At 67.5% G+C, this 22,278-nt stretch carries 20 protein-coding genes and 1 pseudogene; 12 read left to right on the plus strand and 9 right to left on the minus strand.

Annotation, left to right across the window (positions count from 1 at the left end; translation table 11 throughout):
* Positions 1-50 precede the first annotated feature (50 nt).
* The 5 genes from TSB10GB4_RS16415 to TSB10GB4_RS23980 all read right to left on the minus strand — a co-directional run bounded on the left by TSB10GB4_RS16415 (position 51) and on the right by TSB10GB4_RS23980 (position 7,743).
* On the minus strand, positions 51-1,745 hold the full coding sequence (locus TSB10GB4_RS16415; RefSeq protein WP_186396611.1) for a hydantoinase B/oxoprolinase family protein: 1,695 nt from the start codon (positions 1,743-1,745) through the stop codon (positions 51-53).
* The gene (locus tag TSB10GB4_RS16420; protein ID WP_186388491.1) at positions 1,742-3,853 is read right to left on the minus strand and encodes a hydantoinase/oxoprolinase family protein; all 2,112 of its coding nucleotides are present in this window, start codon (positions 3,851-3,853) and stop codon (positions 1,742-1,744) included. Before TSB10GB4_RS16420 ends, TSB10GB4_RS16415 begins: the two co-directional genes overlap by 4 nt.
* Positions 3,854-3,916: 63 nt before the next feature.
* A complete protein-coding gene (locus TSB10GB4_RS16425; RefSeq protein ID WP_244570934.1) occupies positions 3,917-6,652 on the minus strand; it encodes a molybdopterin cofactor-binding domain-containing protein in 2,736 nt (911 codons plus the stop codon).
* A complete protein-coding gene (locus TSB10GB4_RS16430) occupies positions 6,649-7,554 on the minus strand; it encodes a xanthine dehydrogenase family protein subunit M (protein WP_186396612.1) in 906 nt (301 codons plus the stop codon). The genes TSB10GB4_RS16425 and TSB10GB4_RS16430 overlap by 4 nt, the downstream gene beginning before the upstream one ends.
* A gap of 60 nt (positions 7,555-7,614) precedes the next feature.
* On the minus strand, positions 7,615-7,743 hold the full coding sequence (locus tag TSB10GB4_RS23980) for a hypothetical protein (RefSeq protein ID WP_256376448.1): 129 nt from the start codon (positions 7,741-7,743) through the stop codon (positions 7,615-7,617).
* On the opposite strand from TSB10GB4_RS23980, the gene TSB10GB4_RS16435 reads away from it, so the two are divergent.
* The 12 genes and pseudogenes from TSB10GB4_RS16435 to TSB10GB4_RS24070 all read left to right on the plus strand — a co-directional run.
* On the plus strand, positions 7,742-8,575 hold the full coding sequence (locus tag TSB10GB4_RS16435) for a ferredoxin--NADP reductase (protein ID WP_186396613.1): 834 nt from the start codon (positions 7,742-7,744) through the stop codon (positions 8,573-8,575). The genes TSB10GB4_RS23980 and TSB10GB4_RS16435 overlap by 2 nt on opposite strands.
* A 189-nt stretch (positions 8,576-8,764) precedes the next feature.
* Positions 8,765-10,222: a 6-hydroxynicotinate reductase gene (locus tag TSB10GB4_RS16440; RefSeq protein WP_244570949.1), complete on the plus strand. Its 1,458-nt coding sequence runs from the start codon at positions 8,765-8,767 to the stop codon at positions 10,220-10,222.
* Between the two features lie 14 nt (positions 10,223-10,236).
* Positions 10,237-11,118, plus strand: a complete 882-nt coding sequence (locus tag TSB10GB4_RS16445) for a UPF0280 family protein (RefSeq protein ID WP_186396832.1) — start codon at positions 10,237-10,239, stop codon at positions 11,116-11,118.
* Positions 11,111-11,695 (plus strand): amino acid synthesis family protein, encoded by a 585-nt coding sequence (locus TSB10GB4_RS16450; RefSeq protein ID WP_186396615.1) that lies wholly within the window; start codon positions 11,111-11,113, stop codon positions 11,693-11,695. Before TSB10GB4_RS16445 ends, TSB10GB4_RS16450 begins: the two co-directional genes overlap by 8 nt.
* Entirely contained in the window at positions 11,692-12,276 is a 585-nt protein-coding gene (locus tag TSB10GB4_RS16455) for an amino acid synthesis family protein (RefSeq protein ID WP_186396616.1), read from the plus strand. The genes TSB10GB4_RS16450 and TSB10GB4_RS16455 overlap by 4 nt, the downstream gene beginning before the upstream one ends.
* 24 nt (positions 12,277-12,300) lie before the next feature.
* Entirely contained in the window at positions 12,301-13,368 is a 1,068-nt protein-coding gene (locus TSB10GB4_RS16460) for an aromatic ring-hydroxylating dioxygenase subunit alpha (protein WP_186396617.1), read from the plus strand.
* 126 nt (positions 13,369-13,494) lie between these two features.
* Positions 13,495-14,697 carry an ABC transporter substrate-binding protein gene (locus tag TSB10GB4_RS16465; RefSeq protein WP_186396618.1) on the plus strand — a complete coding sequence of 401 codons (1,203 nt, stop codon included), beginning with the start codon at positions 13,495-13,497 and terminating at the stop codon, positions 14,695-14,697.
* Positions 14,698-14,784: 87 nt separating this feature from the next.
* Entirely contained in the window at positions 14,785-16,647 is a 1,863-nt protein-coding gene (locus TSB10GB4_RS16470) for an ABC transporter permease (protein WP_186388294.1), read from the plus strand.
* A complete protein-coding gene (locus TSB10GB4_RS16475; protein WP_186388293.1) occupies positions 16,644-17,417 on the plus strand; it encodes an ABC transporter ATP-binding protein in 774 nt (257 codons plus the stop codon). Before TSB10GB4_RS16470 ends, TSB10GB4_RS16475 begins: the two co-directional genes overlap by 4 nt.
* Positions 17,410-18,111: an ABC transporter ATP-binding protein gene (locus TSB10GB4_RS16480; RefSeq protein ID WP_186396619.1), complete on the plus strand. Its 702-nt coding sequence runs from the start codon at positions 17,410-17,412 to the stop codon at positions 18,109-18,111. Before TSB10GB4_RS16475 ends, TSB10GB4_RS16480 begins: the two co-directional genes overlap by 8 nt.
* Positions 18,112-18,147: 36 nt before the next feature.
* Positions 18,148-18,606, plus strand: a complete 459-nt coding sequence (locus tag TSB10GB4_RS16485) for a MarR family winged helix-turn-helix transcriptional regulator (protein WP_186388291.1) — start codon at positions 18,148-18,150, stop codon at positions 18,604-18,606.
* A gap of 241 nt (positions 18,607-18,847) precedes the next feature.
* Positions 18,848-19,041, plus strand: a pseudogene (locus tag TSB10GB4_RS24070) (IS3 family transposase); the annotation flags it as partial.
* Positions 19,042-19,097: 56 nt separating this feature from the next.
* On the opposite strand, the gene TSB10GB4_RS16495 reads toward TSB10GB4_RS24070, so the two are convergent.
* From TSB10GB4_RS16495 to TSB10GB4_RS16510, 4 genes are all read right to left on the minus strand, one after another.
* A complete protein-coding gene (locus tag TSB10GB4_RS16495; protein WP_186396620.1) occupies positions 19,098-20,423 on the minus strand; it encodes a hypothetical protein in 1,326 nt (441 codons plus the stop codon).
* Positions 20,420-20,893 (minus strand): hypothetical protein, encoded by a 474-nt coding sequence (locus TSB10GB4_RS16500; RefSeq protein ID WP_186396621.1) that lies wholly within the window; start codon positions 20,891-20,893, stop codon positions 20,420-20,422. The genes TSB10GB4_RS16495 and TSB10GB4_RS16500 overlap by 4 nt, the downstream gene beginning before the upstream one ends.
* Before the next feature lie 70 nt (positions 20,894-20,963).
* Positions 20,964-21,692, minus strand: coding sequence for a hypothetical protein (locus tag TSB10GB4_RS16505; protein ID WP_186396622.1), 729 nt, complete (start codon positions 21,690-21,692; stop codon positions 20,964-20,966).
* A complete protein-coding gene (locus TSB10GB4_RS16510; RefSeq protein ID WP_186396623.1) occupies positions 21,689-22,276 on the minus strand; it encodes a hypothetical protein in 588 nt (195 codons plus the stop codon). Before TSB10GB4_RS16510 ends, TSB10GB4_RS16505 begins: the two co-directional genes overlap by 4 nt.
* Between the last annotated feature and the right edge of the window lie 2 nt (positions 22,277-22,278).

A 22,278-nucleotide genomic window follows, 5' to 3' on the forward strand; every position in this document is an offset into this window, starting at 1 on the left:
TCCAGCCCGGAGCGGGCATCGCATTTGCGCCATCGTCGGCAAGCGGCGGGTCAAAGTCCCGCGGCCGCCTTTCCGAACAGCGCCGCCGCCTGCGCCGCCGTGTAGCGGCCGAGGCGCACATCCTCGGCGACCAGAGCCGGATCGCGGTCCCGCGGATCGCCGTAGCCGCCCCCGCCGGGGGTTTTCACGCGCACCCGGTCGCCCGGCTCCAGCGGAATGTCCTGCGCCTTGGAAAGATGCTCGGGCACCATCGCCCTGCCGCCCTGCCACACGGTGACGGAGTTGGGTTCGCCATCCCGCCCGCCAAGTGCTCCCTGCGGCCCGAAGCGGCCATGATCCATCACGAAGCTCGCCGTCGCGTGGCCGCGCAGCAGCTCGATTTCGTAATCGAGCCCGAAGCCGCCGCGATGGCGCCCGGCGCCGCCCGAACCCTCGCGCAGGGCATAGCGGTGATACAGCACCGGGAACTGCTGTTCCATGATCTCCACCGGTGGCGCCTTGGAGATGCCGATGGTGGAACAGCCGTTGCTGAGCCCGTCATGGTCGGCGTTTCCGCCATAGCCGCCGCCCGAGATCTGGTACATCACGAAGCCGGCGCCGCGCGCCGGATCAACGCCGCCGAGCGCGAAATTGCCGGAACTGCCGGCCGGCGCCGCCGTCACCCGGTCGGGCAGGGCCTCGACAAGCGCGGCGAAGACCGCCTCGGCGATGCGCTGGCTGACTTCGGCGGCGCAGCCGGAGACGGGGCGCGGATAATGCGCATCGAGGAAGGTGCCGGCGGGACGGACGATGGTCAGCGGTTCGAAGGCGCCGGCCGAGATCGGCACATCCGGAAAGATGTGGCGCATGGCAAGGTAGACGGCCGAATGGGTCGTCGCCAGCACCGAGTTCATCGGCCCGCGGCAGGGCGGCGAGGAGCCCTCGAAGTCGAAGGTCAGCTCGCCGTCCCTCGCCGTGATCGCAAGCCGGATCTCCAGCGGTTCGTTGACGACGCCGTCGCTGTCCACATAGGCGAGCGAGCGGTAGGTGCCGTTCGGGATCAGCGCCACATTGGCCCGCATCTGCGCGGCCGCGCGCCGGCGCAATTCGCCGATCGCTGCGCGCACCACGTCGTCGCCATAGCGGTCGAGAATGCGCGCGAGCCGCGCCTCGCCGACCAGCAGGGCGGCGGCCTGGGCCTTCACGTCGCCGATGCGCTGTTCCGAAACGCGGATATTGGAACAGATGATCGAGTAGATCTCCTGGTCGAGCACCCCCTTCTTGAACAGGCGCACCGGGGGAAGCCGCAGCCCCTCCTGCTCAACGGACGTGGCCGAGGCCGAGAAACCGCCCGGCACCGCGCCGCCGGTGTCCGGCCAGTGACCGGTGTTGGAGAGCCAGCAGAAGATCTCGCCGTCGCGGTAGAAGGGCATGGCGAAGCGCACGTCCATCAGGTGGGTGCCGCCGAGATAGGGGTCGTTGACGATGTAGATGTCGCCGGGCTCCGGGGCGGGCACGCGTCCGTCGCGGATCATCTCGATCAAGGTGCGGGTGGAGTACTGCATGGTACCGACAAAGACCGGCAGTCCGCCTGCTCCTTGCGCGATGAGCGAGCCGTCCTCGGCGGAGTAGATGCCGTCGGAGCGGTCGTTCGCCTCGGCGATCACCGGCGAGAAGGCAGCGCGCGAGAAGGTGAGGTCCATCTCGTCGCAAACCTGCTGCAGGCCCGACTGGATGACGCTCAGCGTGATCGGATCGATGCTCATGCGCCTGCTCCGCCGGTGTTGCCAAGGGTGATGATGATGTTGCCGTCCCGGTCCTGGACCGCGTCGTCGCCCGGCTCGATGACGATGGTGGTGTCCATCTGCTCGACGATGGCCGGTCCGACGATCCGCGCCGACAGCGGCAGGTGGTCGCGCCAGTAGACCGGTGTCTCGCGCCAGCCGTCGAACCAGACGGGGCGCGTGGCGGTCCGCGCCGCATCGAGCGTCTCCCTGCGCCCGGCCGGATCGATCAGCAGAGCGAGGTCGATACCGGGGCGTCGGCCGATCACAGAGGTGTTGACGTTGACGAGGCTCGCTTTGATCTCGGGAAGGTCGACACGGAAACGGTGGAAATAGGCCGCCTCGAACAACTCCTGCAACTCCCCGACCGAGGGCGCCGGGCCGGGAAGCGGCACCCGCAGCAGATGGGTCTGGCCGATGAACTGCATGTCGACGGAGAAGATCTCCTTCAATTCCTCGATCGGCACGTTCTCCTTTTCCACGAGTGCCCGCCCCTCCTGGCGCTGCTGGGCAAAAAGGGCATGCACCTGGGCGATGTCGAGGGCGGCAAGCGGCCGGTTGACCGTGTTGACGAAGTCGTGGCGCAGATCGGCGACGACGCACCCGAGCGCGTTGGTGATGCCCGGACGCGAGGGAACGAGGACGCGCGGCACGCCGAGTTCGCGGGCGATGGCCGTCGCGTGAAGGGGACCGGCGCCGCCGAAGGCGAAGAGCGCGTAGTCGCGCGGGTCCTCGCCAAGGCTGATCGAGACCATGCGCACGGCCTCGGCCATGCGGGTGTTGGCGATGCGCAGGACGGCGGAGGCCGCCTCCTCGGGGGTGACGCCCAGCGGCGCGCCGAGTTTTTCAGCGAAGATCGTGATGAGATCTTCCCGCGAGATACCATTGGAGACGGAGTTGAGCTTGTCCGGGTTCATCCGCCCCAGCAGCAGGTTGGCGTCGGAGATGGTGGGCTCCGTGCCGCCGCGCCCATAGCAGATGGGCCCGGGGACCGAGCCGGCACTGTCCGGTCCCACCTGGAGCAGGCCCGCCCGGGTGATGCGGGCGATCGAGCCGCCGCCGGCACCTACCGTGCGCACGTCCACCATGGGAACGTGAATCGGCATGGCGTATTCGATCTCGATCTCGTTGGAAACGGCCGGTTCCGCGTCGCGGATCAGCGCCACGTCGGTGGAGGTGCCGCCCATGTCGTAGGTGAGAAGGTTGGGGATGCCGGCGCGCCGGCCGGTATAGGCGGCCGCCATGACGCCCGAGGCCGGGCCGGACATCACCGTCTTCGCCGCCTCGACGGCGACGCGGCGGGCGGAGACCATGCCGCCATTGCCGTTCATGACGAGAACGTCGTGGCGGTAGCCGTCACGGGCAAGCTCGTCGGCGAGCCGCTCGACATAGCGGCGCAGCAGCGGTTGCACCGAGGCGTTGATCGCCGCCGTCACCCCGCGCTCGAACTCGCGGCTTTCCGACAGCAGCGCATGGCCCAGCGTCACGTTCTCATTCGGCCAGACCTTCCGGGCGATCTCGCCGGCCCGCAATTCATGCGCCGGATTGGCGTAGGAATGCAGGAAGTGGATGACAAGCGCCTCGCAGCCCTTGTCGAGCAACTCCCGCATCGCCGCCTCCAGTGCCGCCTCGTCGAGGGCGACCCGGACACTGCCGTCCGCTTGCAGGCGTTCAGGCACCTCCAGGCGCAGGTCGCGCGGGATGATCGGACGAAACTCGCCCTTCATGCCATAGGCCTGGGGCCGCGTGCGCCGGCCGAGTTCCAGCACGTCGCGGAATCCTTGCGTGGTAATGAGGCCTGTGCGGCAGAGATTGCGTTCCAGTACCGCATTGGTCGTCGTCGTCGTGCCATGCACGATGAGGTCGATCGCGGCGAGATCCGCGTCCACCAGCTCCAGCGTCTTGCGCACGCCGAAGGCCTGGTTGTCGAGCGTGGTCGGCGTCTTGGCGAGGCGGACCCTGCCTTGGGCGGAATCGAAAAGCACGAGGTCGGTAAAGGTGCCGCCGACATCGATGCCGGCGACGAGCGCCGTGCGTCCCGCCGTGGCGGTCTTTTCTGGTGTCGGGGTGTCGGCGATCGATGGGATCATGGTCATGGACGCTTCCTGGGTGTCGACATCGTGCGGCGAAGGGGGACGTGGAAGCAGATCGCCTCAGGCCCGTAGGGCGCGGATCGCGGCGAGCACCTTGTCGGGCGTCGCCGGCAGGTCGGTGATCCTCGCTCCGCAGGCATCGGCAATGGCGTTCAGGATCGCCGGCGCGGTCGGGATCAGGCAGTGCTCGCCGAGCCCCTTGGCTCCGTAGGGTCCGTGCATGTCGCCCGTCTCGATGATCAGCGTTTCGATCGGCGGCACGTCGCCGATGGTCGGAATGAGATAGTCGTGCAGGTTTTCCGTTCGGCCGGGCAGGAATTCCTCCATCAGCGCCAGACCGATGCCTTGGGCGACACCGCCCTGGACCTGCCCTTCCACCAGCAGCGGGTTGATCGCCTTGCCGACATCGTGAGCGGCGGTGATCCGGAGCAGCCGCACGGTGCCGAGCCGCATGTCGACCTCGAGTTCGGCGATCTGCGCCGCCGTGCCGAAGACCGCGTAGGGCACGCCCTGTCCGTTTTCGTCCAGCGGCGAGGTCGGCGGGTCGTAGGTCTCGACCGCCTCGATCACATAGGCCGTGCTGTCTGGAGCCAACTCGGCAAGGGCGATGACGCGCTGGCCGTCCGCATCGCACAGCCGGATCTCGCCGTCCGAGATCACGATTCGCGCGGTGTCCGACACGTTGCCGAGACGCAGAAGGCGGGCGCGCAGTGCCTCGCCGCACAGCCTTGCGGCATTGCCGGTGACGAAGGTCTGGCGGCTGGCCGAGGTCTTGCCCGCATCCGGGGTCACGTCGGTATCCGGTCCGACGATCGTCACCGTCTCGACCGGCACGCCGAGCGCAGTGGCGAAGATCTGGGCAATGACCGTGTTCGAGCCCTGGCCGATGTCGGTCGCGCCCTGATGCAGCATCACCCGCCCCTCGCCGGTAAGACCAGCGCGGATCGTCGACGGATTGCTCATCGAGGTGTTGCCGCAGCCGTACCAGCCGCCGGCGATGCCGACGCCGCGGCGGATGTGTCCGCCCCCGGCATTGGCCGCTTGGGCTTCGGCGAGCGCCCGCTCCCAGCGCGGCTTCAGCGCGTCGAAACAGTCGATGATGCCCATGCCGCGCTCGAAGACCTGGCCGGTAACGGTCGCATCGCCGTTGGCGAGCGCGTTGCGGCGACGGAAGTCCAGCCGGTCGATGCCGAGCCGGTTGGCAAGTTCATCGTAAAGTGGCTCCTGGGCGAGCGCCGACTGCGGCACGCCGAAGCCGCGAAAGGCGCCGGCGGGGGCGGTGTTGGTGTGGATGCCGGCGCTGCGGGCGACATAGTTCGGCGTCCTGTAGGGACCGGAGGCGTGGATCGGCACGCGATTGGCCACCGTCGGGCCCCAGCTCGCATAGGCGCCGGTGTTGAACGTGCCGTCGAACTCGGCGGCGACGATGCGCCCCTCAGTATCGGCGCCGATGCGCATGCGGATCTCGGACGGGTGGCGCTTGGTCGAGGTCGCGATCGACTCGACGCGCGAATAGGTGACGCGCACCGGGCGGTTCAGCATCCAGGCGGCCAGCGCCACATAGGGCTGGCTGGTCAGATCGAGCTTGGAGCCGAAGCCGCCGCCGGTCGCCGTCGGCACGACGCGCACCGCCTCCTTCGGCAGCCCGAGAAGCCGGGCGATACTGTCCCGGTTCATCACCGGCGCCTGGGTGCAGCACTGGATTTCGATCCGATCTCCGACGCGCCGGGCGACGGCGGCCTCGGGCTCGATATAGCCGTGCTCGATGAAGCCAGTGGAGAACCGGCCCTCGGCCACCACCGCCGCGCGCTCCAGCGCGGCCTCCGGTTCCCCGCGCCGGACGAAACCCCGGCACATGACATTACCCTCGCGCCCCTCGTGCAGGTCCGCGATGGTGCCGGCGTCGGACGGCACCAGGGCGGCCGGCAGGTCCTCGTAGGCGACGGGGAAGTCGGAAAGGTCGAGCGCATTGACGAGATCGGCGGGGCCGACGACCGCCGCGACCGCCTCGCCCCGGAAGCGGATCTCGCCTTGCGCGAACATGGGCTGGTCCTCGAAGCCCGGTATCACGCCGAAACGGTTCTCGCCGGGCACGTCGGCGGCCGACAGCACCAGGGCGAGCCCGCGTTCGGCGCCCCAGGCACGGGTGTCGCCAAGGGTGAAGCGGGCGCGGTGATGGGGACTTCTGACGAGACGCAGGACGAGCGCGTCGGCGGGCGCCACGTCGTCGGCGAAAAGCTCGGCGCCGGTGACCTTCGGCCAGCCGTCGACGCGGGCCATGGCGGTGCCCACGCCGCCGGGGGCGGGCATGCCGGTGCCGCGGGCGTCGAGCACCGCGTCGATGATCTTGCGATAGCCGGTACAGCGGCATAGGACACCGCCAAGCGCGTCGCGCGCCGCCTCCTCGGAGGGCTCGGCCTGCGCGCGCAGCAGGGCGAGCGCCGACACCATCATGCCGGGGGTACAGATGCCGCACTGGGCGGCCTGGTGGCGCTGGAAGGCGTGGGCGAGCGCCTCGGCCTGCGGATCGGATGCGATGAGGCCGGCAAGCGTCTCGACATGGGCCCCTTCCACCTGGCCGAGTGCCGTCGTGCAGGCGCAGACCGGCCTGCCGTCGACCAGCACGGTGCAGGCGCCGCAGTCGCCGGCATCGCAGCCGACCTTGACGTCACGCGCCCCGGCCCGTTCCCGAAGGGCAAGCGACAGGCGCTCGACCGGATCGGCGTCAATGCGGGCGGGCTGCCCGTTGAGCACGAGGGGGACCCCGGTGGCGTCCCCGGTCTGCATCGGCATCATCTCTGTGCTCCCTGGTCGATGGCCGCCATCACGGTACGGACAACCAGCTCGCGCGCCGCGTCGCGGCGATAGTCGGCGCTGGCGCGGACGTCGTCGATCGGCGAAAGCTCGGCGAGCGCGGCCTCCGCCACCGCCGCGCGGACCGCCGTCCCGGAGGCCTCAGCGCCGCGAAGGGCGGCCTCCACGCCGGCCAGGCGGCGCGCCACCGCAGAGCAGGCTCCGACGGCGACCCGTGCCTCGCCGATCCGTCCCGTGCCGTCGAGCGCCACGGCGGCGGCTGCCATGGCGATGGATATGACCAGATAGCGTCGGGCACCGAGTTTCAGGAAATGGGTCCGAACCGGGCTATGGGCCGGGCTCCAGTCGGGCACCAGGATCGCGGTGACAATCTCGCCGGGGGCGAGCGCCGTCTTGCGGACCCCCAGGATGAAGTCGCCGAGCGGCAGCTCGCGAGGGCCGTTCGGGCCGGCGAGTTCGACACGGGCGTCCAGCGTCAGCAGCGGCGGGACGCCGTCCGCGGCGGGTGAGGCGTTGCAAAGATTTCCGGCGATGGTTCCCGCGTTCTGAATCTGGATCGAGCCGACCTCTCGGGCCGCCAGCCGCAGCCCGTCGAACAGCGGCGGCAAGTCCGCCCGGGCGATCTCCGACCAGGTGGTCATGGCGCCGATGCGCCAGCCGTCCCGTTGCCGCGCAATGCCCCGCAGCGCGGCGATGCGGCCGAGGTCGACGACACGGCCCCGGGGCCGGCGTCCTCCGAGCGCGGGAAAGAAATCCGTCCCGCCCGCCAGCACGCGCGCCTCGCCCCCGGCAAGCAGGGCCAGCGCGTCGCCCACCGTGTCCGGCCTGTGATAGTCCGGCCTGTCGGAATCCGGCCTGTGAGAATCCGGGGTGCGAACCTGCATCGCTGCCTCAGTTCATTTCGTTTGCATACTAACAACGTTAGCGCTCAGTCAAAATTCCTGTCAAGCACTCGGATGCGCCATTCTGACCAAAGTTTGATCATGCATTTTTTCGTTGCGCCAGCCGACATTTTTCGTTTGCATACGAACGATAAATGTCGTCATCCCCGCCGCAAGGAGCGCCCAGATCATGACGGAGACACTCGCGAACGACCGCCCGATCCTGGCGGGAGAGCCTTCTTCCTTTGCCGTGCCGGCCGGTTGCCACGCCCTTGCCGTGCGCGAGGTGCAGCACTACACGGACACGCTGTTCCGCTTCCGCATCGCCCGTCCGCCGGAGTTCCGGTTCCGCTCGGGCGAATTCGTGATGATCGGCCTGCCGAATGCCGAGAAGCCCGTGTTCCGCGCCTATTCCGTGGCGAGCCCGGCCTGGGACGAGGAACTGGAATTCTATTCGATCAAGGTGCCGGACGGACCGCTGACCCAGCATCTGCAGAAGATCCGTCCCGGCGACACGGTGCTGATGCGCAAGAAGGCGACCGGCACGCTGGTCAACGACGCGCTGCTGCCCGGCAAGCGGCTGTGGATGTTCTCCACCGGCACGGGTATCGCTCCCTTCGCCAGCCTCGTCCGCGACCCGGAAACCTATGACAAGTTCGAGGCCATCCATCTCGTCCATGGCTGTCGGACCGCCTCGGAGCTGAAATACGGCGAGGATCTCGTCGCGGCGCTGCGGTCCGATCCGCTGATCGGCGAACTCGTCGAGGGACGTCTCCACCACTACACGACCGTCACCCGTGAACCCTTTCCCCGTCAGGGCCGGGTCACCGATCTGATCGCCTCGGGAAAGCTCTTTGACGATCTCGGCGTGCCGCGCATGGGACCGGCCGAGGATCGCGCCATGATCTGCGGCTCCATGGCCATGCTCAAAGACACCAAGGAACTGTGCCTTGGCCATGGGCTGGAGGAGGGGGCGAACAACAAGCCAGCTCAGTTCGTGGTCGAGCGCGCCTTCGTCGACTGACCCGATCTGCCGCGACACGCGGCAGAGCTGCTCGATAAATCAGCGCGGAAGGCGCGCAAAGCCGATTGACACCAAAATCCCATACATGTTTGCATACTAACGAAGCGAGCATGGGTGCCAGCAGGAGTCACGACGTTGACTGCAGCCGATGGAAAGCCTGCGAAGATCAGGTGCGATGCCTGCCCGGTGATGTGCTACATCGCCGATGGCCGCTCCGGCGCATGCGATCGATACGCCAATGACGGCGGCCAACTCGTCCGTCTCGATCCGCTCACGATCCTGCGGCAGCGCGCCGAAAGCGGCGGCGAGATCGTTCCCTTCCTCGACAAGGAATGGGATGGCGACATCCTCCCCTCCGAGGGCGGCTTCGTCACCGCGATCGGCGCGGGAACCACTTATCCCGACTACAAGCCGGCCCCCTTCATCGTCGCCTCGACGGTCGATGGCGTCGACATGGTCACCGTCGTCACGGAGGGCATCTTCAGCTATTGCGGGGTCAAGCTGAAGATCGACACCGACCGGCATCTGGGCGACGAGTGTTCGCCCGTTCGCGCCGATGGCGAGGTGATCGGCCACGTCACCACCTCCGAATACGGCAGCCAGATGCTGTCCCTCGGCGGCGTCCATCACCTGACCGGCGGGTCCAAGAAGGAAGGCCGTGTCACCTGTTCCACCATGCTGGCGCTGTGCAACGGCGAGGCGGTCGAGCTTGCCATCGACGGCGGTGCGGCGCTCACGGTGCAGGCCGGCCGGCCCCCCGTCATCAACGGCCAGACCGAGGAGCGCATGCGCGTCGGCTGCGGCTCCGCCACGGTCGGCATGTTCGCCGCGCAGTGGAAGGGGCTGGTCGACGAGGTGATCGTCGTCGACGACCACATCACCGGCGTGATTTCCGAGCATCAGGCGGGCAAGGTCATCGGCTGGGCGCCGACCGGCATCCGCATCAATGGCCGCCGCTCGACGCCGGGCCGCTATTTTCAGGTCGCCGACCCGGGCACCGGCTGGGGCGGCACCGATCTCACCGATCCGCTGGCGATCCTGGGCGCGTTCGACCCGAAGGTGGCGTGGCCGGGCCTGTCCCTCCTGATGGTGTCGACGACCGGCGAGCATGCCGCCTATTTCGAGCTCGACGAAGCGCTCTTGCCCGTCGGCAAGGACATGCCCGCGCGGCTGGCGCCCTCGGTTCGCCGGATCGCCGACAATTGCGAGCCGGCACTGACCTCCGTGTTGTTCATGGCCGGCGCCGGCGGATCGCTGCGCTCCGGCGTCACCGAGCACCCGGTCGGCCTGACCCGGTCCGTACAGGGCGCGCTCACCTATGTGAGCTGCGGCGGCGCGCCGGTCTATGTCTGGCCGGGCGGCGGCATCACCTTCATGGCCGACGTCACGCGCCTGCCGCGGAACGCCTTCGGCTATGTGCCGACACCGGCGCTGGTCGCGCCGATCGAATTCACCATGCGCGCCGAGGACTACCGGGCGCTCGGCGGCCACATGGACTATGTGATGCCCCTGTCGGAGGCCCTTGAAGGCAAGACCGGCCGGCAGAACGACCATATCCTCAAGGGCCGGCGCGGGGTGCAGCCCTCTTCCGGCAATCCCTGGCCGACGGGTCCCGACAACTTTCCCTGGCGGAGACATTCGGCATGAGTGCCGCGGCCCGCATGTCCGGCGCGAGCGCGAGGCTTCTGGCCGATGGCCGCCGGCTGCACCTTCAGCACGGGCCGATCGATCTGGTGATCGAGGCAAGCGGCGAGGCCGGCGAGGTGGCGCTGGCCTACCGACAGGCCTGCGCGGCCTTCGGCCCGATTCTCGACGATCTCGTCGCCGAACTGCCGCGGCTGCGCCCGCCCGCTGGGCCTCCCCCCGAAGGATCGGTCGCCCGTCGCATGGCCGCCGCCGTCGCCCCGTTCGCCCCCGTCTTCATCACGCCGATGGCCGCTGTCGCCGGCAGCGTCGCCGACCATGTGCTTGCCGCCCTGATCGCCGGGCGCGATCTGGACCGCGCCTATGTCAACAATGGCGGCGACATCGCACTCCACCTCGCGCGAGGAACCTTCCGCGTCGGCATCTGCGAGGATCCGGTGGCGGGCACAGCGGGCGGCATCGTCACGCTGGCGCCGGGCGAGGGAATCGGCGGCATCGCCACCAGCGGCTGGCGCGGACGCTCTCACTCGCTCGGCATCGCCGATGCGGTGACCGTTCTGGCCGAAACAGCGGCCCGCGCCGATGCCGCAGCGACCTTGATCGCCAACGCGGTCGACCTTCCCGGTTCGCCCCGGGTGACCCGCGTGCCGGCCCGCGACCTTGCTCCCGACAGCGACCTCGGCCTGCGCCCGGTCACCGTCGGGGTGGCGCCGCTGTCGCCGCTGGAGATCGGCCGGGCTCTTGCGCGCGGCGAAGCGGTCGCCCGCGCCCATATGCGGTCGGGGCTGATCCGGGGCGCCTTCCTCGCGCTGGCCGGCGAGCGGCTGACCGTGTCCGGCGGTTCCGCCGCCGGGGCGCCCCTTTCGTTCGATTCCTGGAGGACCAAAGCCTGTGCCTGAGCCGATCCTGCGCAAGAGCGCCATCATCGTCGAGGAAATCCATCATGAAGGTGGCCCGGTCGCATCCGCGCCGCTGAAGCGCGCCGCCGCACTGAGCGTCATCCAGAACCCGTTCGCGGGTCGGTATGTCGAGGAGATCACCTCCTTCATGGACGACCTCAAGCCGCTCGGCCTGAAAATGGCGAGGGACCTGATCGACGCGCTCGGCGGCGATCCGTCCGTGGTCGAGGGTTATGGCAAGGGCGCCATCATCGGCTCGGCCGGCGAGTTGGAACATGGCGCCCTCTGGCACGCGCCGGGTGGCTATTCCATGCGCGAGGTGCTGCCCGCGTCCATGGCGATCGTGCCGTCGACCAAGAAAGTCGGCGGGCCGGGCACACGGCTTGATGTACCGATCACCCATACCAACGCCTCCTATGTGCGCTCGCATTTCGACGCGATGGAGGTCGGCCTCAACGATTCCCCACGTGCCGACGAGATGCTGCTCGTGCTGGTCATGACCACGGGGCCGCGCATCCACAACCGCGCAGGCGGTCTGAAAGCGTCCGAGGTCGTCGGCAAGGACGGGCTGAGATGAGCCTTGCGATCCGCAAGATCGTCACCCGCGTGGAGGACACCTGGCTCGAGATGGGCCAGGCGGTGACGCCGCCGGCCCGTCGGGCCGCCGCGGTGGCGGTCATCGGCAACCCCTGCGCCGGACGGTTTCACGCGGATCTCGCCGCGCTGGTCGCCCTGTCCGAGGAGATCGGCGAGTTGCTGACGCGCCGTGCGCTTGCCGCGCTCGCCGTCGAGGCTCCGGCGATCCAGAGCTTCGGCAAGGCGGCGATGATCGGCGAGAACGGCGAGTTGGAACACGCCGCCGCCCTGCTGCATCCGCGCCTCGGCGCGCCGATGCGCGCGGTGCTCGGCGGCGGCAAGGCGCTCGTTCCCTCGGCGAAGAAGATGGGCGGGCCGGGCCAGTCGATCGACGTGCCGCTCGGCCACAAGGACGCGGCCTATGTGCGCTCCCATTTCGACGCCATGGAGGTTCGTCTTGCCGATGGCCCGCGGGCGGACGAGGCGCTGGTTGCCATTGCACTTTCGACGGGCGGACGGCCCGGTGCCCGTTTCGGCGGGCTCACCCACCAGGAGATCAGGGGCGACGACGGCTTGAGATAGCGTGTGTCAGAGGGGAAAACAGCCATGGAATTCGTGCGGAACGCCTGGTATGTCGCCGCCTGGTCGTCGGAAATCGACGGGCAGCTTCGACGTTTCACGATCCTTGACGAGCACATCGTTCTCTTCCGCAAGTCGGATGGGACGGTGGCGGCGCTGGAGGACCGCTGTCCGCACCGCCTGCTGCCGCTGTCGCTCGGCAAGCGGATCGGCGACACGGTGCAGTGCGGCTATCACGGCATGACCTTCGATGCCTCGGGCGCCTGCGTGCGCATTCCCGGCCAGTCGAACCTGCCGGCCTCGGCCTATGTGGTCAGCTACCCGATCGTCGAGCGCCATGACATCGTCTGGATCTGGATGGGAGACCCGGAAAAAGCCGATCCCGACGAGGTCTTCGACATGCCGGAATTCTCCGATCCGGCCTGGGCGGCACATCAGGGCGATGCGCTGCACCTGAAGGCCAATTACCTGAACGTGGCGGAAAACCTGGTCGACCCCGCCCATGTCAGCTTCGTGCACCCGACGACGCTCGGCAACTCTGCGTCCGAGAACGTGCCGGTTCACGTTTCGACCGAAGGCAAGGCGATCGTTGCCTGGCGCTGGATCCGCGACAGCGAGCCGGTCGGCTTCTTCAAGGTCTTCGGCGGGTTCACGGAGAATGTCGACCGCTGGCACTACTACCATCTGCATACGCCGAGCACGGCGGTGATCGACTTCGGCAGCGCGCCGACGCGCGCCTGTATCGGCGAGGATGAGCGCGACAAGGGCGTGCGCGTCTTCGCGCTGCATTTCATCACACCCGTCAGCGCCAACTACACGATCGACCGCTGGATGCACCTGCGCAACACCGCGCTGGACGACGAGGACGCGGCCGCGACGATGGACGCCCTGCTGCGGAAAGCCTTCCAGGAAGACAAGCAGATCCTGGAGGCGATCCAGGCCGAGGAGGACCGGCCGCGGAAGCGGCGCCCGATCCGGATCGCGATAGACAAGGGGCCGATGGTCTACCGCAAGCGCATTTCCGAGCTGATCGAGAAGGAGCGTACGCAGGACATCGCCTCGCACCCGACCCCCGCTTACGTCTACCACGACTGACGGCGGCGGCACCCCGCCTGGCGCGTCCGCGCGCCCGGCCCCCCGGAAGAGCCAGACAAAGACAACCACAAGGCCAGAAAGACGAACGGTCGAAGACCGTCGCGCACCAACCAGAGTGAGGGACAGATGAAGAGCTTGAAAACCTGGACGGCGGCAGCCGTCGCACTTCTCTCGGCGAGCACGGCGGCGCTTGCCGCCGATGCGATCACGATCGGCGAGATCAACCACTACAAGCGGATGGCGGCCTTCGCCGAACCCTACAAGAAAGGCATCGAGCTGGCGCTCAAGGAGGTCAACGCCGCCGGCGGCGTTCTCGGCAGGCCGCTCGAATTCATCTTCCGCGATGATGATGGCAAGCCCGGCGACGCGGTGAAGATCGCCGAAGAACTGATGACGCGCGACGGCGCGGTGATGCTGACCGGCACGATCCTGTCGAATGTCGGCCTCGCGATTTCCTCCTATGCTGGCGAGAAGGGCTACATCTATCTCGCCTCCGAGCCGCTGGCGGACGATCTCGTCTGGAAGTCGGGCAATCCCTACACCTTCCGCCTTCGCACCTCGACCTATGTGCAGGCCGCGATACTGGCCGAGCAGGCCGCGAAGACGGACGCGATCCGCTATGCGACCATCGCCCCGAACTATGCCTACGGAACGGCGGCCGTCGCCGCTTTCAAGGAGAGCCTGACGCGCCTGAAGCCCGAGGTCGAGTTCGTCACCGAACAGTGGCCCGCCCTGTTCAAGATCGATGCCGGCGCTGAGGTGCAGGCGCTGGAGGCCTCCAAGCCCGATGCCATCTACAACGTCACCTTCGGGACCGATCTGCAGAAGTTCGTCCGCGAGGGCACGACGCGTGGCCTGTTCGAGGGACGCACGGTCTACGGCCTGCTGACCGGCGAGCCGGAATATCTGGAGCCGCTCGGTGCTGAGGCGCCGGAAGGCTGGATCGTGACCGGCTATCCCTGGTACGGCTTCACCAGCGGCCCGGAAAAGGTCTTCGTCGACAGCTATATGGCTGCCTTCCCCGGCGAAACGCCGAAGATCGGCAGCATCGTCGGCTACATGACGGTGCAGTCCATCGCCGCCCTGATCGAGAAAGCCGGTTCGACGGAGACGCCGGCGCTGCTGGAGGCGTTCAAGGATCTCACCCTCGACACGCCGATGGGCGAGGTTACCTACCGCGCGCTCGACCACCAGTCGACGATGGGCGCGTATCTCGGCGTCACCGCCGTGCAGGATGGCCAGGGCGTGATGGTCGACTGGTCGTTCAAGGATCCGACCCCCTACATGCCGAGCGAAGACGAGATCCGGGCGATGCGTCCGGCCAAGTAGGCCTCGCCACGATCGCACCCGAGACCGGCCCGCCGCTCCCGTTGCGGCGGGCAACGCCCCCTCCTTATCGTCGGTAGAAAGAACGCCATGGGTCTCTTTGTGGCACAGATCCTCACAGGACTTGCGAATGCGGCAGCGCTCTTCCTGGTCGCTTCCGGTCTGTCGCTGATCTTCGGTGTGACGCGCATCGTCAATTTTGCGCATGGATCGCTCTACATGCTCGGCGCCTATGTCGGCGTCACGCTCATGGCCGCGTTGCCGGGGCATTTCGGTTTCTGGGGCTCGATCCTGCTGTCGGGCCTGATCGTCGGCCTGATCGGCGTGGTCATCGAGATCTGTGTTCTGCGGCCCGTCTATCGGGCGCCGGAGCTGTTTCAGCTTGTCGCCACCTTTGGCGTGATCCTCGTCATCCAGGATCTCGCGCTGATGGTCTGGGGCGCGGAGGACAGGCTCGGTCCGCGGGCCCCCGGCCTGACCTCGGTCGTGCGCATCCTCGGCGAGCCGGTACCGCAATACGATCTGGCGCTGATCGCCATCACCCCCTTCATCCTGTTCGCGTTGTGGTGGCTGATCACCAGGACGCGGATCGGCATCCTGGTGCGGGCGGCGACACAGGACCGCGAGATGGTCGGCGCGCTCGGCGTCAATCAGGCGTGGCTGTTCACCGGCGTGTTCTTCCTCGGCTCGGCGCTGGCCGGTCTGGGCGGCGCGATCCAACTGCCCAAGGGCGGCGCCGACCTGCTGATGGATCTCAACATCATCTCGGCGGTGTTCGTCGTCGTGGTGATCGGCGGCATGGGCTCGGTCACCGGCGCCTTCCTCGCTTCCGTGCTGATCTCGGTGCTCAACGTGTTCGGCGTCGCTTATCTGCCGCAGAGCACGCTGGTGCTGATGTATGTGGTGATGGCCATCGTGCTGCTGATCCGGCCCTATGGCCTGTTCGGGCGCGAGGAGAAGGCGGGCGAGCACGGTCAGGTCGGAGAGCCTGATCGCCCGGTGCGGCCCTTCGGCACGCTGGGCCGCGCCCTGACGGGTCTGCTGCTGCTGGCCCTGGCGCTGCTGCCGGTGTTCGGCTCGAGCTTCTCCCAGGTCCTCGTCATCGACATCCTGATCTTCTGCCTGTTTGCCGCCTCGCTGCAGTTCATCCTCAGCACGGGCGGCCTCGTCAGCTTCGGCCATGCGGTGTTCTACGGGGCGGGCGCCTATGTCGCGGCGCTGCTCATCACTTATGCCGATACGCCGATGGAGGTCGCCTTCCTGCTGGCGCCGATCTCCGCCGGCCTGATCGCGTTGGTCGTCGGCTGGTTCTGCATCCGCCTCAGCGGCGTCTATTTCGCCATGCTCACCCTCGCCTTCAGTCAGCTCGGCTGGTCTCTGGTTTTCCAGTGGAACGAGGTCACGGGCGGTGACGACGGCCTTGTCAACATCTGGCCGTCCGCCTGGCTTTCCGGCACGACGTCCTACTACTACTTCACCCTGGTGTTCGTGACGGCGGGCATCCTGTTCCTGCGCCATGTGGTCCACTCGCCGTTCGGCTATGCCTTGCGGGCGACACGGGACAGCGCCCGCCAGGCGGAGGCGACCGGCATCGACGTGCGCCGGGTGCAATGGATCGGCTTCGCGCTGGCCGGCGCCATCGCTGGCGTCGCGGGTGCGCTGTTCGTGTTCTCGAAGGGCTCCGTCTTTCCGAACGAGATGCAGATCTCCAAGAGTTTCGACGCCCTCATCGTCGTCTTCCTCGGCGGCGTGAAGACGCTTTCGGGGGGCGTGGTCGGCGCCACCTTCCTCGAAGGGGTCAAGGACTGGCTCATCCGTCTCGAATACTGGCGGCTGATCATGGGGCTCCTGATCATCTGCGTCGTCATCATCGCACCGGACGGCATCGTCGGCACGCTGCGCAAGGTTGCCGACCGCATCGGCCTCGGCCGGCAAGAGGAGGCCTCGCGATGACCGCCGTTCTGAAGGTGGAGAACCTTGCCAAGCATTTCGGAGGCATCAAGGCCGTCAATGGCGTCAGCTTCGAGGTCGCGCCGGGCGAACTGAAGGCCCTGATCGGTCCCAACGGCGCCGGCAAGTCCACCTGCTTCAACATGCTGATGGGCCAGCTCAAGCCGACCTCCGGCCGGGTTCTGTTCGATGGTCGCGACATCACCGGGCGGCCACCCCGCGAGATCTGGCGCCTGGGGGTCGGCCGCACGTTCCAGATCACCGGCACCTACCAGAGCATGACCGTGGCCGAGAACGTGCAGATGGCGCTGATCTCCCATCACCGCCGGCTGTTCGCGATGCTGCCGCGCGCCCACCGGCTCTATCGCGAGGAGGCGATGGCGCTGCTGGAGACCGTGGGCATGGCGGATCAGGCGGACCGCGCCTGCGCCATTCTGGCCTATGGCGACCTCAAGCGCCTGGAACTGGCGATTGCGCTCGCCCACGGGCCGCGCCTGCTGCTGATGGACGAGCCGACGGCGGGCATGGCTCCCCGCGAAAGGATCAGGCTGATGCAGCTCACGGCCGATATCGTGCGCGAGCGCGGCGTCAGCGTGCTGTTCACGGAGCATGACATGGACGTCGTCTTCGCCCATTCCCACCACATCATGGTGCTGAACCGGGGCGAGCTGATCGCCGAGGGGTCGGCGGCGGAGGTGCGCGCGAATGCGCGCGTGCAGGAGGTCTATCTCGGCGGCGGCACGCTGTTCGCGACGGAGGGCGCCGATGCTTGAGCTGCACGATGTCAACAGCTACTACGGCAAGGCGCATATCCTGAGCGATCTCGGGTTCTCCGTGGGCCGGGGTGAGGTCGCCGCCCTGCTCGGGCGCAACGGCGCGGGCAAGACCACGACGATGAAGTCGGTGATGCAGCTCGTGCGGCCGCGCTCCGGCGAGATCCGGTTCGACGGGACCTCGCTGGTCGGTCTGCCTTCACACAAGGTCGCGCGGCTTGGCCTCGGCTATGTGCCGGAAGAGCGCAGGATCTTCTCGGATCTCACCATCCTGGAGAACCTGGAGGTCGGCCGCCAGCCGCGCCGCCAGGGCGCGCCCAACTGGAAGGTGGAGACCCTGTTTGAGCTGTTCCCCAACCTTTGGGAGCGGCGCCACAATCGCGGCAAGGCCCTGTCCGGCGGCGAACAGCAGATGCTCACCATCGCCCGCACGCTGATGGGCAATCCGAAACTGCTGCTGCTCGACGAGCCCTCGGAGGGCATCGCGCCGGTGATCGTGGAACAGATGGCTCATACCATCGTACGGTTGAAGCAGGAGGGGTTGACGGTCATCATTTCCGAGCAGAACCTTCACTTCGCCCGCATGGTTGCCGACCGTGCCGTCATCATCGAGGGGGGAGAGAAGAAGTTCGATGGGAGTTTCCCCGAACTTGAAGCTCAGCCGGAGATACGGGATGCCTATCTCTCCGTGTGAGGATCGCCGCTCCGCGGCAACAACCGGGACATATTCGTGACGAGCAAGTCCGACGACACGGTCGAGGAGGCCTCCCTGTCTCCCGACCACGGCTATGTGATCGACGAGCAGGTCGGCTATCTTCTGCGTAAGGCCTACCAGCGCAACGCGGTGCTGTTTTCCGAGCACATCGGTGATCTGACGCCGACGCAGTTCGCCGTGCTTGCCCGGCTTACCGAGCTTGGATCGGTCTCCCAGAACCAGCTCGGGCGCACGGTCGGTCTCGATGTCGCGACCACCAAGGGCGTCGTCGACCGGCTGACCGCTCGTGGCCTGCTGCGCGCCGACCGCGATCCGTCCGACCGTCGCCGCCAGCTCATCTCGCTTACCGCCGAAGGCTGGGCCCGGTTCAGGGCGACCGCGCCGCTCGGCTTGAAGGTCAGCGCCGAAACGCTGGCTCCTCTCACCTCCGCCGAGCAGCGCACCCTGCATCGCCTCCTCAAGAAGCTGCAATAGGCGGGAGCGGAGTTGCAACGGCGAAGAGCCGGACCGGTTCGCACCCGCCCTACGCCGCCATAGGCGGCTCTCATCTCCACGCGACTGGTTCGTGCGGCAGACCTGGCCGGTGCCGGGCGAGTTCGCCTACGCCGACGGGGCCTTCGACGCGAACTGGTTGCGCGACGTCCTGACCGGACGAGGAACCGAGCCGATCATCCCGTCCAGATCCAGCCGTCGCTTCCCGGCAGAATTCGGCCGGGACATTGCTGCGGCTGGGAACTTGTTCTCCTCGCTGAAAACCGAGCGGGCAGCCCGCAAGATCTACAGGGCGCGGGATGAGGCGAGGGCGGATGTGTTCGATGACATCGAGCGCGTCTGCAACCCTCGGCGACGCACTTGGCACTCGGTCATCTCCGCCCCGTCGAGATCGAGGAACAAGCTATGTCAGCTTAACCTGGTGTCCGAAAAACCGGCAGCAGGCCACACAGGGGCAAGGTCAGCGGCACGCTCTATGGTGTCGCCATCGAACTGAAACAGGCCGTCACGGTATCCTTGTTGGTCTGCAATTTTTGAAAGGCGGCTCTCAATTCTCCGCCACCGGACCATAGGCGGCTCTCGTCCGGCATGCCGAATTCCGTCTTGCCGAGAAGGAAGCTTGCTTCGCCCGCCCGTCGGTCTGCTCCGAGGGCTTCAAATCGTTCCTCCAGATCCACCCAATGCGCCTTGAGCGCGGTGAGCACGGCCATCTCATTTTTCACTACATCCCGCAGCCCCCGCACTTTGCCGGCTGTCTCAGTGCGGCCGGCAAAGTGCGCCTCCCTTGCCATGTTTCCGAGAGAGACCGACAGGACGGTGGCATATGACTGGGCACCTTCCAGCAATCCCATGCAGCGCCGAAACCTGTCGTAGGGGGCCTGGACGGCCGCAGCCATGGCAGAAGGCGCGGGTTGCGCCGGTGATGGCGTCCCGGGCGGAGACGAAGGCGCGGGCGATACCTGCGGTGTGGTCCGATCGAGCAGGCCGGGATCGATCCGGGCCGGCGGCTGGCCGAGACTCAGCGCCTGATTGAGAACGCCGGCCTCGAACACCACCGCATCGAGCATCGTCCGGGCGCGCGCAGCCAGCCCATCCGGCCCCTCCCTGTCGGCGACGTCGCCAGGGACGAAGATTCGGATCGCATTCCTTTCCGGCTCCGCCCCAGGAAAGGCGGCGGCATGGACCTCGTGGGTCAGTTCGCGCGCCAGCCAGGCTCCGACGAGGTCTGCCCTATCCAACGTAAGCCGGCTCAAGAATGCGATGGTCGGCCGGCGCTCACTGATCGCAAGCCCGACATCCCGCTCTCGTGCGCGGGTGATGATGTCCTCCTGCCGCAGGTGCGCATCGACAATCGCGAACATGTCACCCCTACTCAGCACCGCCATCAGGCGGGCCGTGGCGACAGGAACCGCTCGCCCGCCAATGGCGGCCTGACGAGGTTGCGGGCCGGCCTGCACCATGAAGAAGCCACTGAGGCCGACCGCGTCGTTTCCGTGACCCAGCTTGCGGGCGCGTATGGAGACGCCATGCTCGTCGCCCGGAAGCAGAAGATTGTCTGTGCGCCAGCCATTGGCTCCGTCCACCCAGGTCAGGGTGATACACTGGCCAATCCCCGTGACCGGGCGGGTATCCTCGAAAGTCATCTCGCAATATCGGCCATCGGGTATCACCGGGCTGGCGTGAGCGTTCTGCTGCGTGATGATCGGGATCTGCGTCTCGTAGCACCCAGCGAGCGCCAGCGCTGCGGCGACCACCAAACCGGCGCGCAACCTGCGCCGATGTCCCGCACGCAGTGTCATGGCTGACCCGACCTTTCCGGCACCGGCCCTCCCGCTTCAATCGCCGCCACGATGCCGGCCGCATTGGCGAACCGCGCCAATTGCGGCCATGCCGCTGCCAAGAGGTTGATCCAGTTGCGCCGCTTGCCGATGCGTCCTGGTGCATCGATCCTCCTGCGCCTTGGGATCGCCGCACCTTTGGGCCAGAACTCAAATTCTTCATAGGGGCGGTCGAGCCAGGCGCGAAAGACCTCTTGGCCTCTACACACTGCGGCAATCGACAGCCAGTCCGAAGCGTGCGGTTCAAGGACGATCTGCGCACGCTCGCCGGCCCACTCTACCAGGATTTCGAGCCGTTCCCCCTGGCGGTGCGAGCAAACCCGTAGCGTTATCGCGCCGCCGCTCCCCGTTTCCAGCAGCCAGCGCGGGGCATTGCTCAGCGCATCCGCGAAGTCGTCGAGCGCGGTAGCGGCGGCGATGCGGAGCGGCATCTCTCCGCCTGTCAGACCCTCGAACCAGGATGGCGGAACCGGGGGCGACGTCTCGCTTGCCGACGTAGGCTCACTTATTGGCATCCGCCGCGCTCCCGTCATAAGCCTCGGCAAAGCCGGCAAGGGACAGGCGCGGCTGGCAATTTGTTTCGCATATTCCGCTGTTGATCTCGAGAATGTCGTTCGAGGACACCATGCCGCCATCGGCGTCGCGGAAGAGGATTTCGAAACGCAGCACCGCCGCTGGATCGTCACTGAGAAAGATGTCCCGGTAGCTGTGCGGCGCGGTGGCGCTGGCGGCCAGCATGGCGGCGACAAGATCGGGGCCGAAGGTGAAACGGTAGAGATTTCCTTCGACATAGAGCGGCGGCCAGTGGACCCGGTCCGAAGTAGGCAGCGGGTACTCCGGCGCGTCGGCGCGCCACTCCTTTTCCCCCAGCCGCACGATCACGGCTTCCGGCGTGAGGGCGCGCGCCTGACCCTGCTGCCAATGCGGTTCATAGGCGATGTCGACCAGCAGCGCGGCGGCGTCACGCGGCCCGGCGGCTGGAAGGGTGGCGATGACATAGATGCCGTCGTTCCAGTTCATGGCCGCGCTGCCGGGAGGGTAGCCGTCGCTCGACCACCGCATTCCCACGCCCGGCGTCGCATAGCCATCCGCCGCCTCACCGAACCACGGCGCCTCACGGAACCACGGGCAAACCTCGGACGCATAAGTCGCGTCGGCGCAACTCCACTCGGCGCCGGCCGGAGCAGGCAGCGCGAGGGCTGCAAGCAGGGCGAGGAGGGCCGCTCTCATGGCCCTGCCTGTGGATGCGGAGCGACAAGACATTGAGTGCGCCTGAACACGCCGCGCGGCATCGGATCGCGGTCGGCGGTTTCATCGTCGGTCAGCGCCGCGGCGTCATACCAGAGCGCGCGGCCGATCTCGGGCAGCATGATATAGGGTGGCGCCTCCTCGCCGCTCATGGGAGGCTCGAAGGCAATATTGAGTTCGGCGTCGAGCGTGAGGAAACGCAGGGCGTTCAGGATGTCGGGGTCGGTGACGCCGTTGGGGTTCGCACCGAAGGGCGAGCCGAGCAGGTCGCGCGGGCCTCCCTCCGCGTATGGATCGGTGACGGGAAAGACCGATATGCCGGCATAGCCCTGGGAGACGGAGAAGGTGAACCAGTAGTCGCGCCGGGGCGTGGTCAGCTTGAGATAGAGATCGGAGGCGATGCTGGCCATGTTGCGCGCCGGCACAAGGCCGATGCGCCAGACGTCGTCCGTATCGGGGGCGGTCATTTCATAGACGGCCCGCTCGGCCTCGCAGGTCGCCGGGCCGACGACCGGACCCTGGGCCAGCGCAGCCAGGGGAAGAAGGAAGAGCGCGGCGGCGGTCAACA

The organism is Stappia sp. TSB10GB4 (genome assembly GCF_900185745.1).
Lineage (GTDB): Bacteria > Pseudomonadota > Alphaproteobacteria > Rhizobiales > Stappiaceae > Stappia.

What these genes read in the sequence shown, in the direction of transcription:
- TSB10GB4_RS23980 (WP_256376448.1), bottom strand. Translation starts at nt 7,743, where the DNA reads ATGATCTGGGCGCTCCTTGCGGCGGGGATGACGACATTTATCGTTCGT.
- TSB10GB4_RS16500 (WP_186396621.1), bottom strand. Translation starts at nt 20,893, where the DNA reads ATGCCGCTCCGCATCGCCGCCGCTACCGCGCTCGACGACTTCGCGGAT.
- TSB10GB4_RS16425 (WP_244570934.1), bottom strand. Translation starts at nt 6,652, where the DNA reads ATGATGCCGATGCAGACCGGGGACGCCACCGGGGTCCCCCTCGTGCTC.
- TSB10GB4_RS16435 (WP_186396613.1), top strand. Translation starts at nt 7,742, where the DNA reads ATGACGGAGACACTCGCGAACGACCGCCCGATCCTGGCGGGAGAGCCT.
- TSB10GB4_RS16440 (WP_244570949.1), top strand. Translation starts at nt 8,765, where the DNA reads ATGTGCTACATCGCCGATGGCCGCTCCGGCGCATGCGATCGATACGCC.
- TSB10GB4_RS16475 (WP_186388293.1), top strand. Translation starts at nt 16,644, where the DNA reads ATGACCGCCGTTCTGAAGGTGGAGAACCTTGCCAAGCATTTCGGAGGC.
- TSB10GB4_RS16480 (WP_186396619.1), top strand. Translation starts at nt 17,410, where the DNA reads ATGCTTGAGCTGCACGATGTCAACAGCTACTACGGCAAGGCGCATATC.
- TSB10GB4_RS16455 (WP_186396616.1), top strand. Translation starts at nt 11,692, where the DNA reads ATGAGCCTTGCGATCCGCAAGATCGTCACCCGCGTGGAGGACACCTGG.
- TSB10GB4_RS16465 (WP_186396618.1), top strand. Translation starts at nt 13,495, where the DNA reads ATGAAGAGCTTGAAAACCTGGACGGCGGCAGCCGTCGCACTTCTCTCG.
- TSB10GB4_RS16505 (WP_186396622.1), bottom strand. Translation starts at nt 21,692, where the DNA reads ATGAGAGCGGCCCTCCTCGCCCTGCTTGCAGCCCTCGCGCTGCCTGCT.
- TSB10GB4_RS16420 (WP_186388491.1), bottom strand. Translation starts at nt 3,853, where the DNA reads ATGATCCCATCGATCGCCGACACCCCGACACCAGAAAAGACCGCCACG.
- TSB10GB4_RS16430 (WP_186396612.1), bottom strand. Translation starts at nt 7,554, where the DNA reads ATGCAGGTTCGCACCCCGGATTCTCACAGGCCGGATTCCGACAGGCCG.
- TSB10GB4_RS16495 (WP_186396620.1), bottom strand. Translation starts at nt 20,423, where the DNA reads ATGACACTGCGTGCGGGACATCGGCGCAGGTTGCGCGCCGGTTTGGTG.
- TSB10GB4_RS16445 (WP_186396832.1), top strand. Translation starts at nt 10,237, where the DNA reads ATGTCCGGCGCGAGCGCGAGGCTTCTGGCCGATGGCCGCCGGCTGCAC.
- TSB10GB4_RS16415 (WP_186396611.1), bottom strand. Translation starts at nt 1,745, where the DNA reads ATGAGCATCGATCCGATCACGCTGAGCGTCATCCAGTCGGGCCTGCAG.
- TSB10GB4_RS16470 (WP_186388294.1), top strand. Translation starts at nt 14,785, where the DNA reads ATGGGTCTCTTTGTGGCACAGATCCTCACAGGACTTGCGAATGCGGCA.
- TSB10GB4_RS16460 (WP_186396617.1), top strand. Translation starts at nt 12,301, where the DNA reads ATGGAATTCGTGCGGAACGCCTGGTATGTCGCCGCCTGGTCGTCGGAA.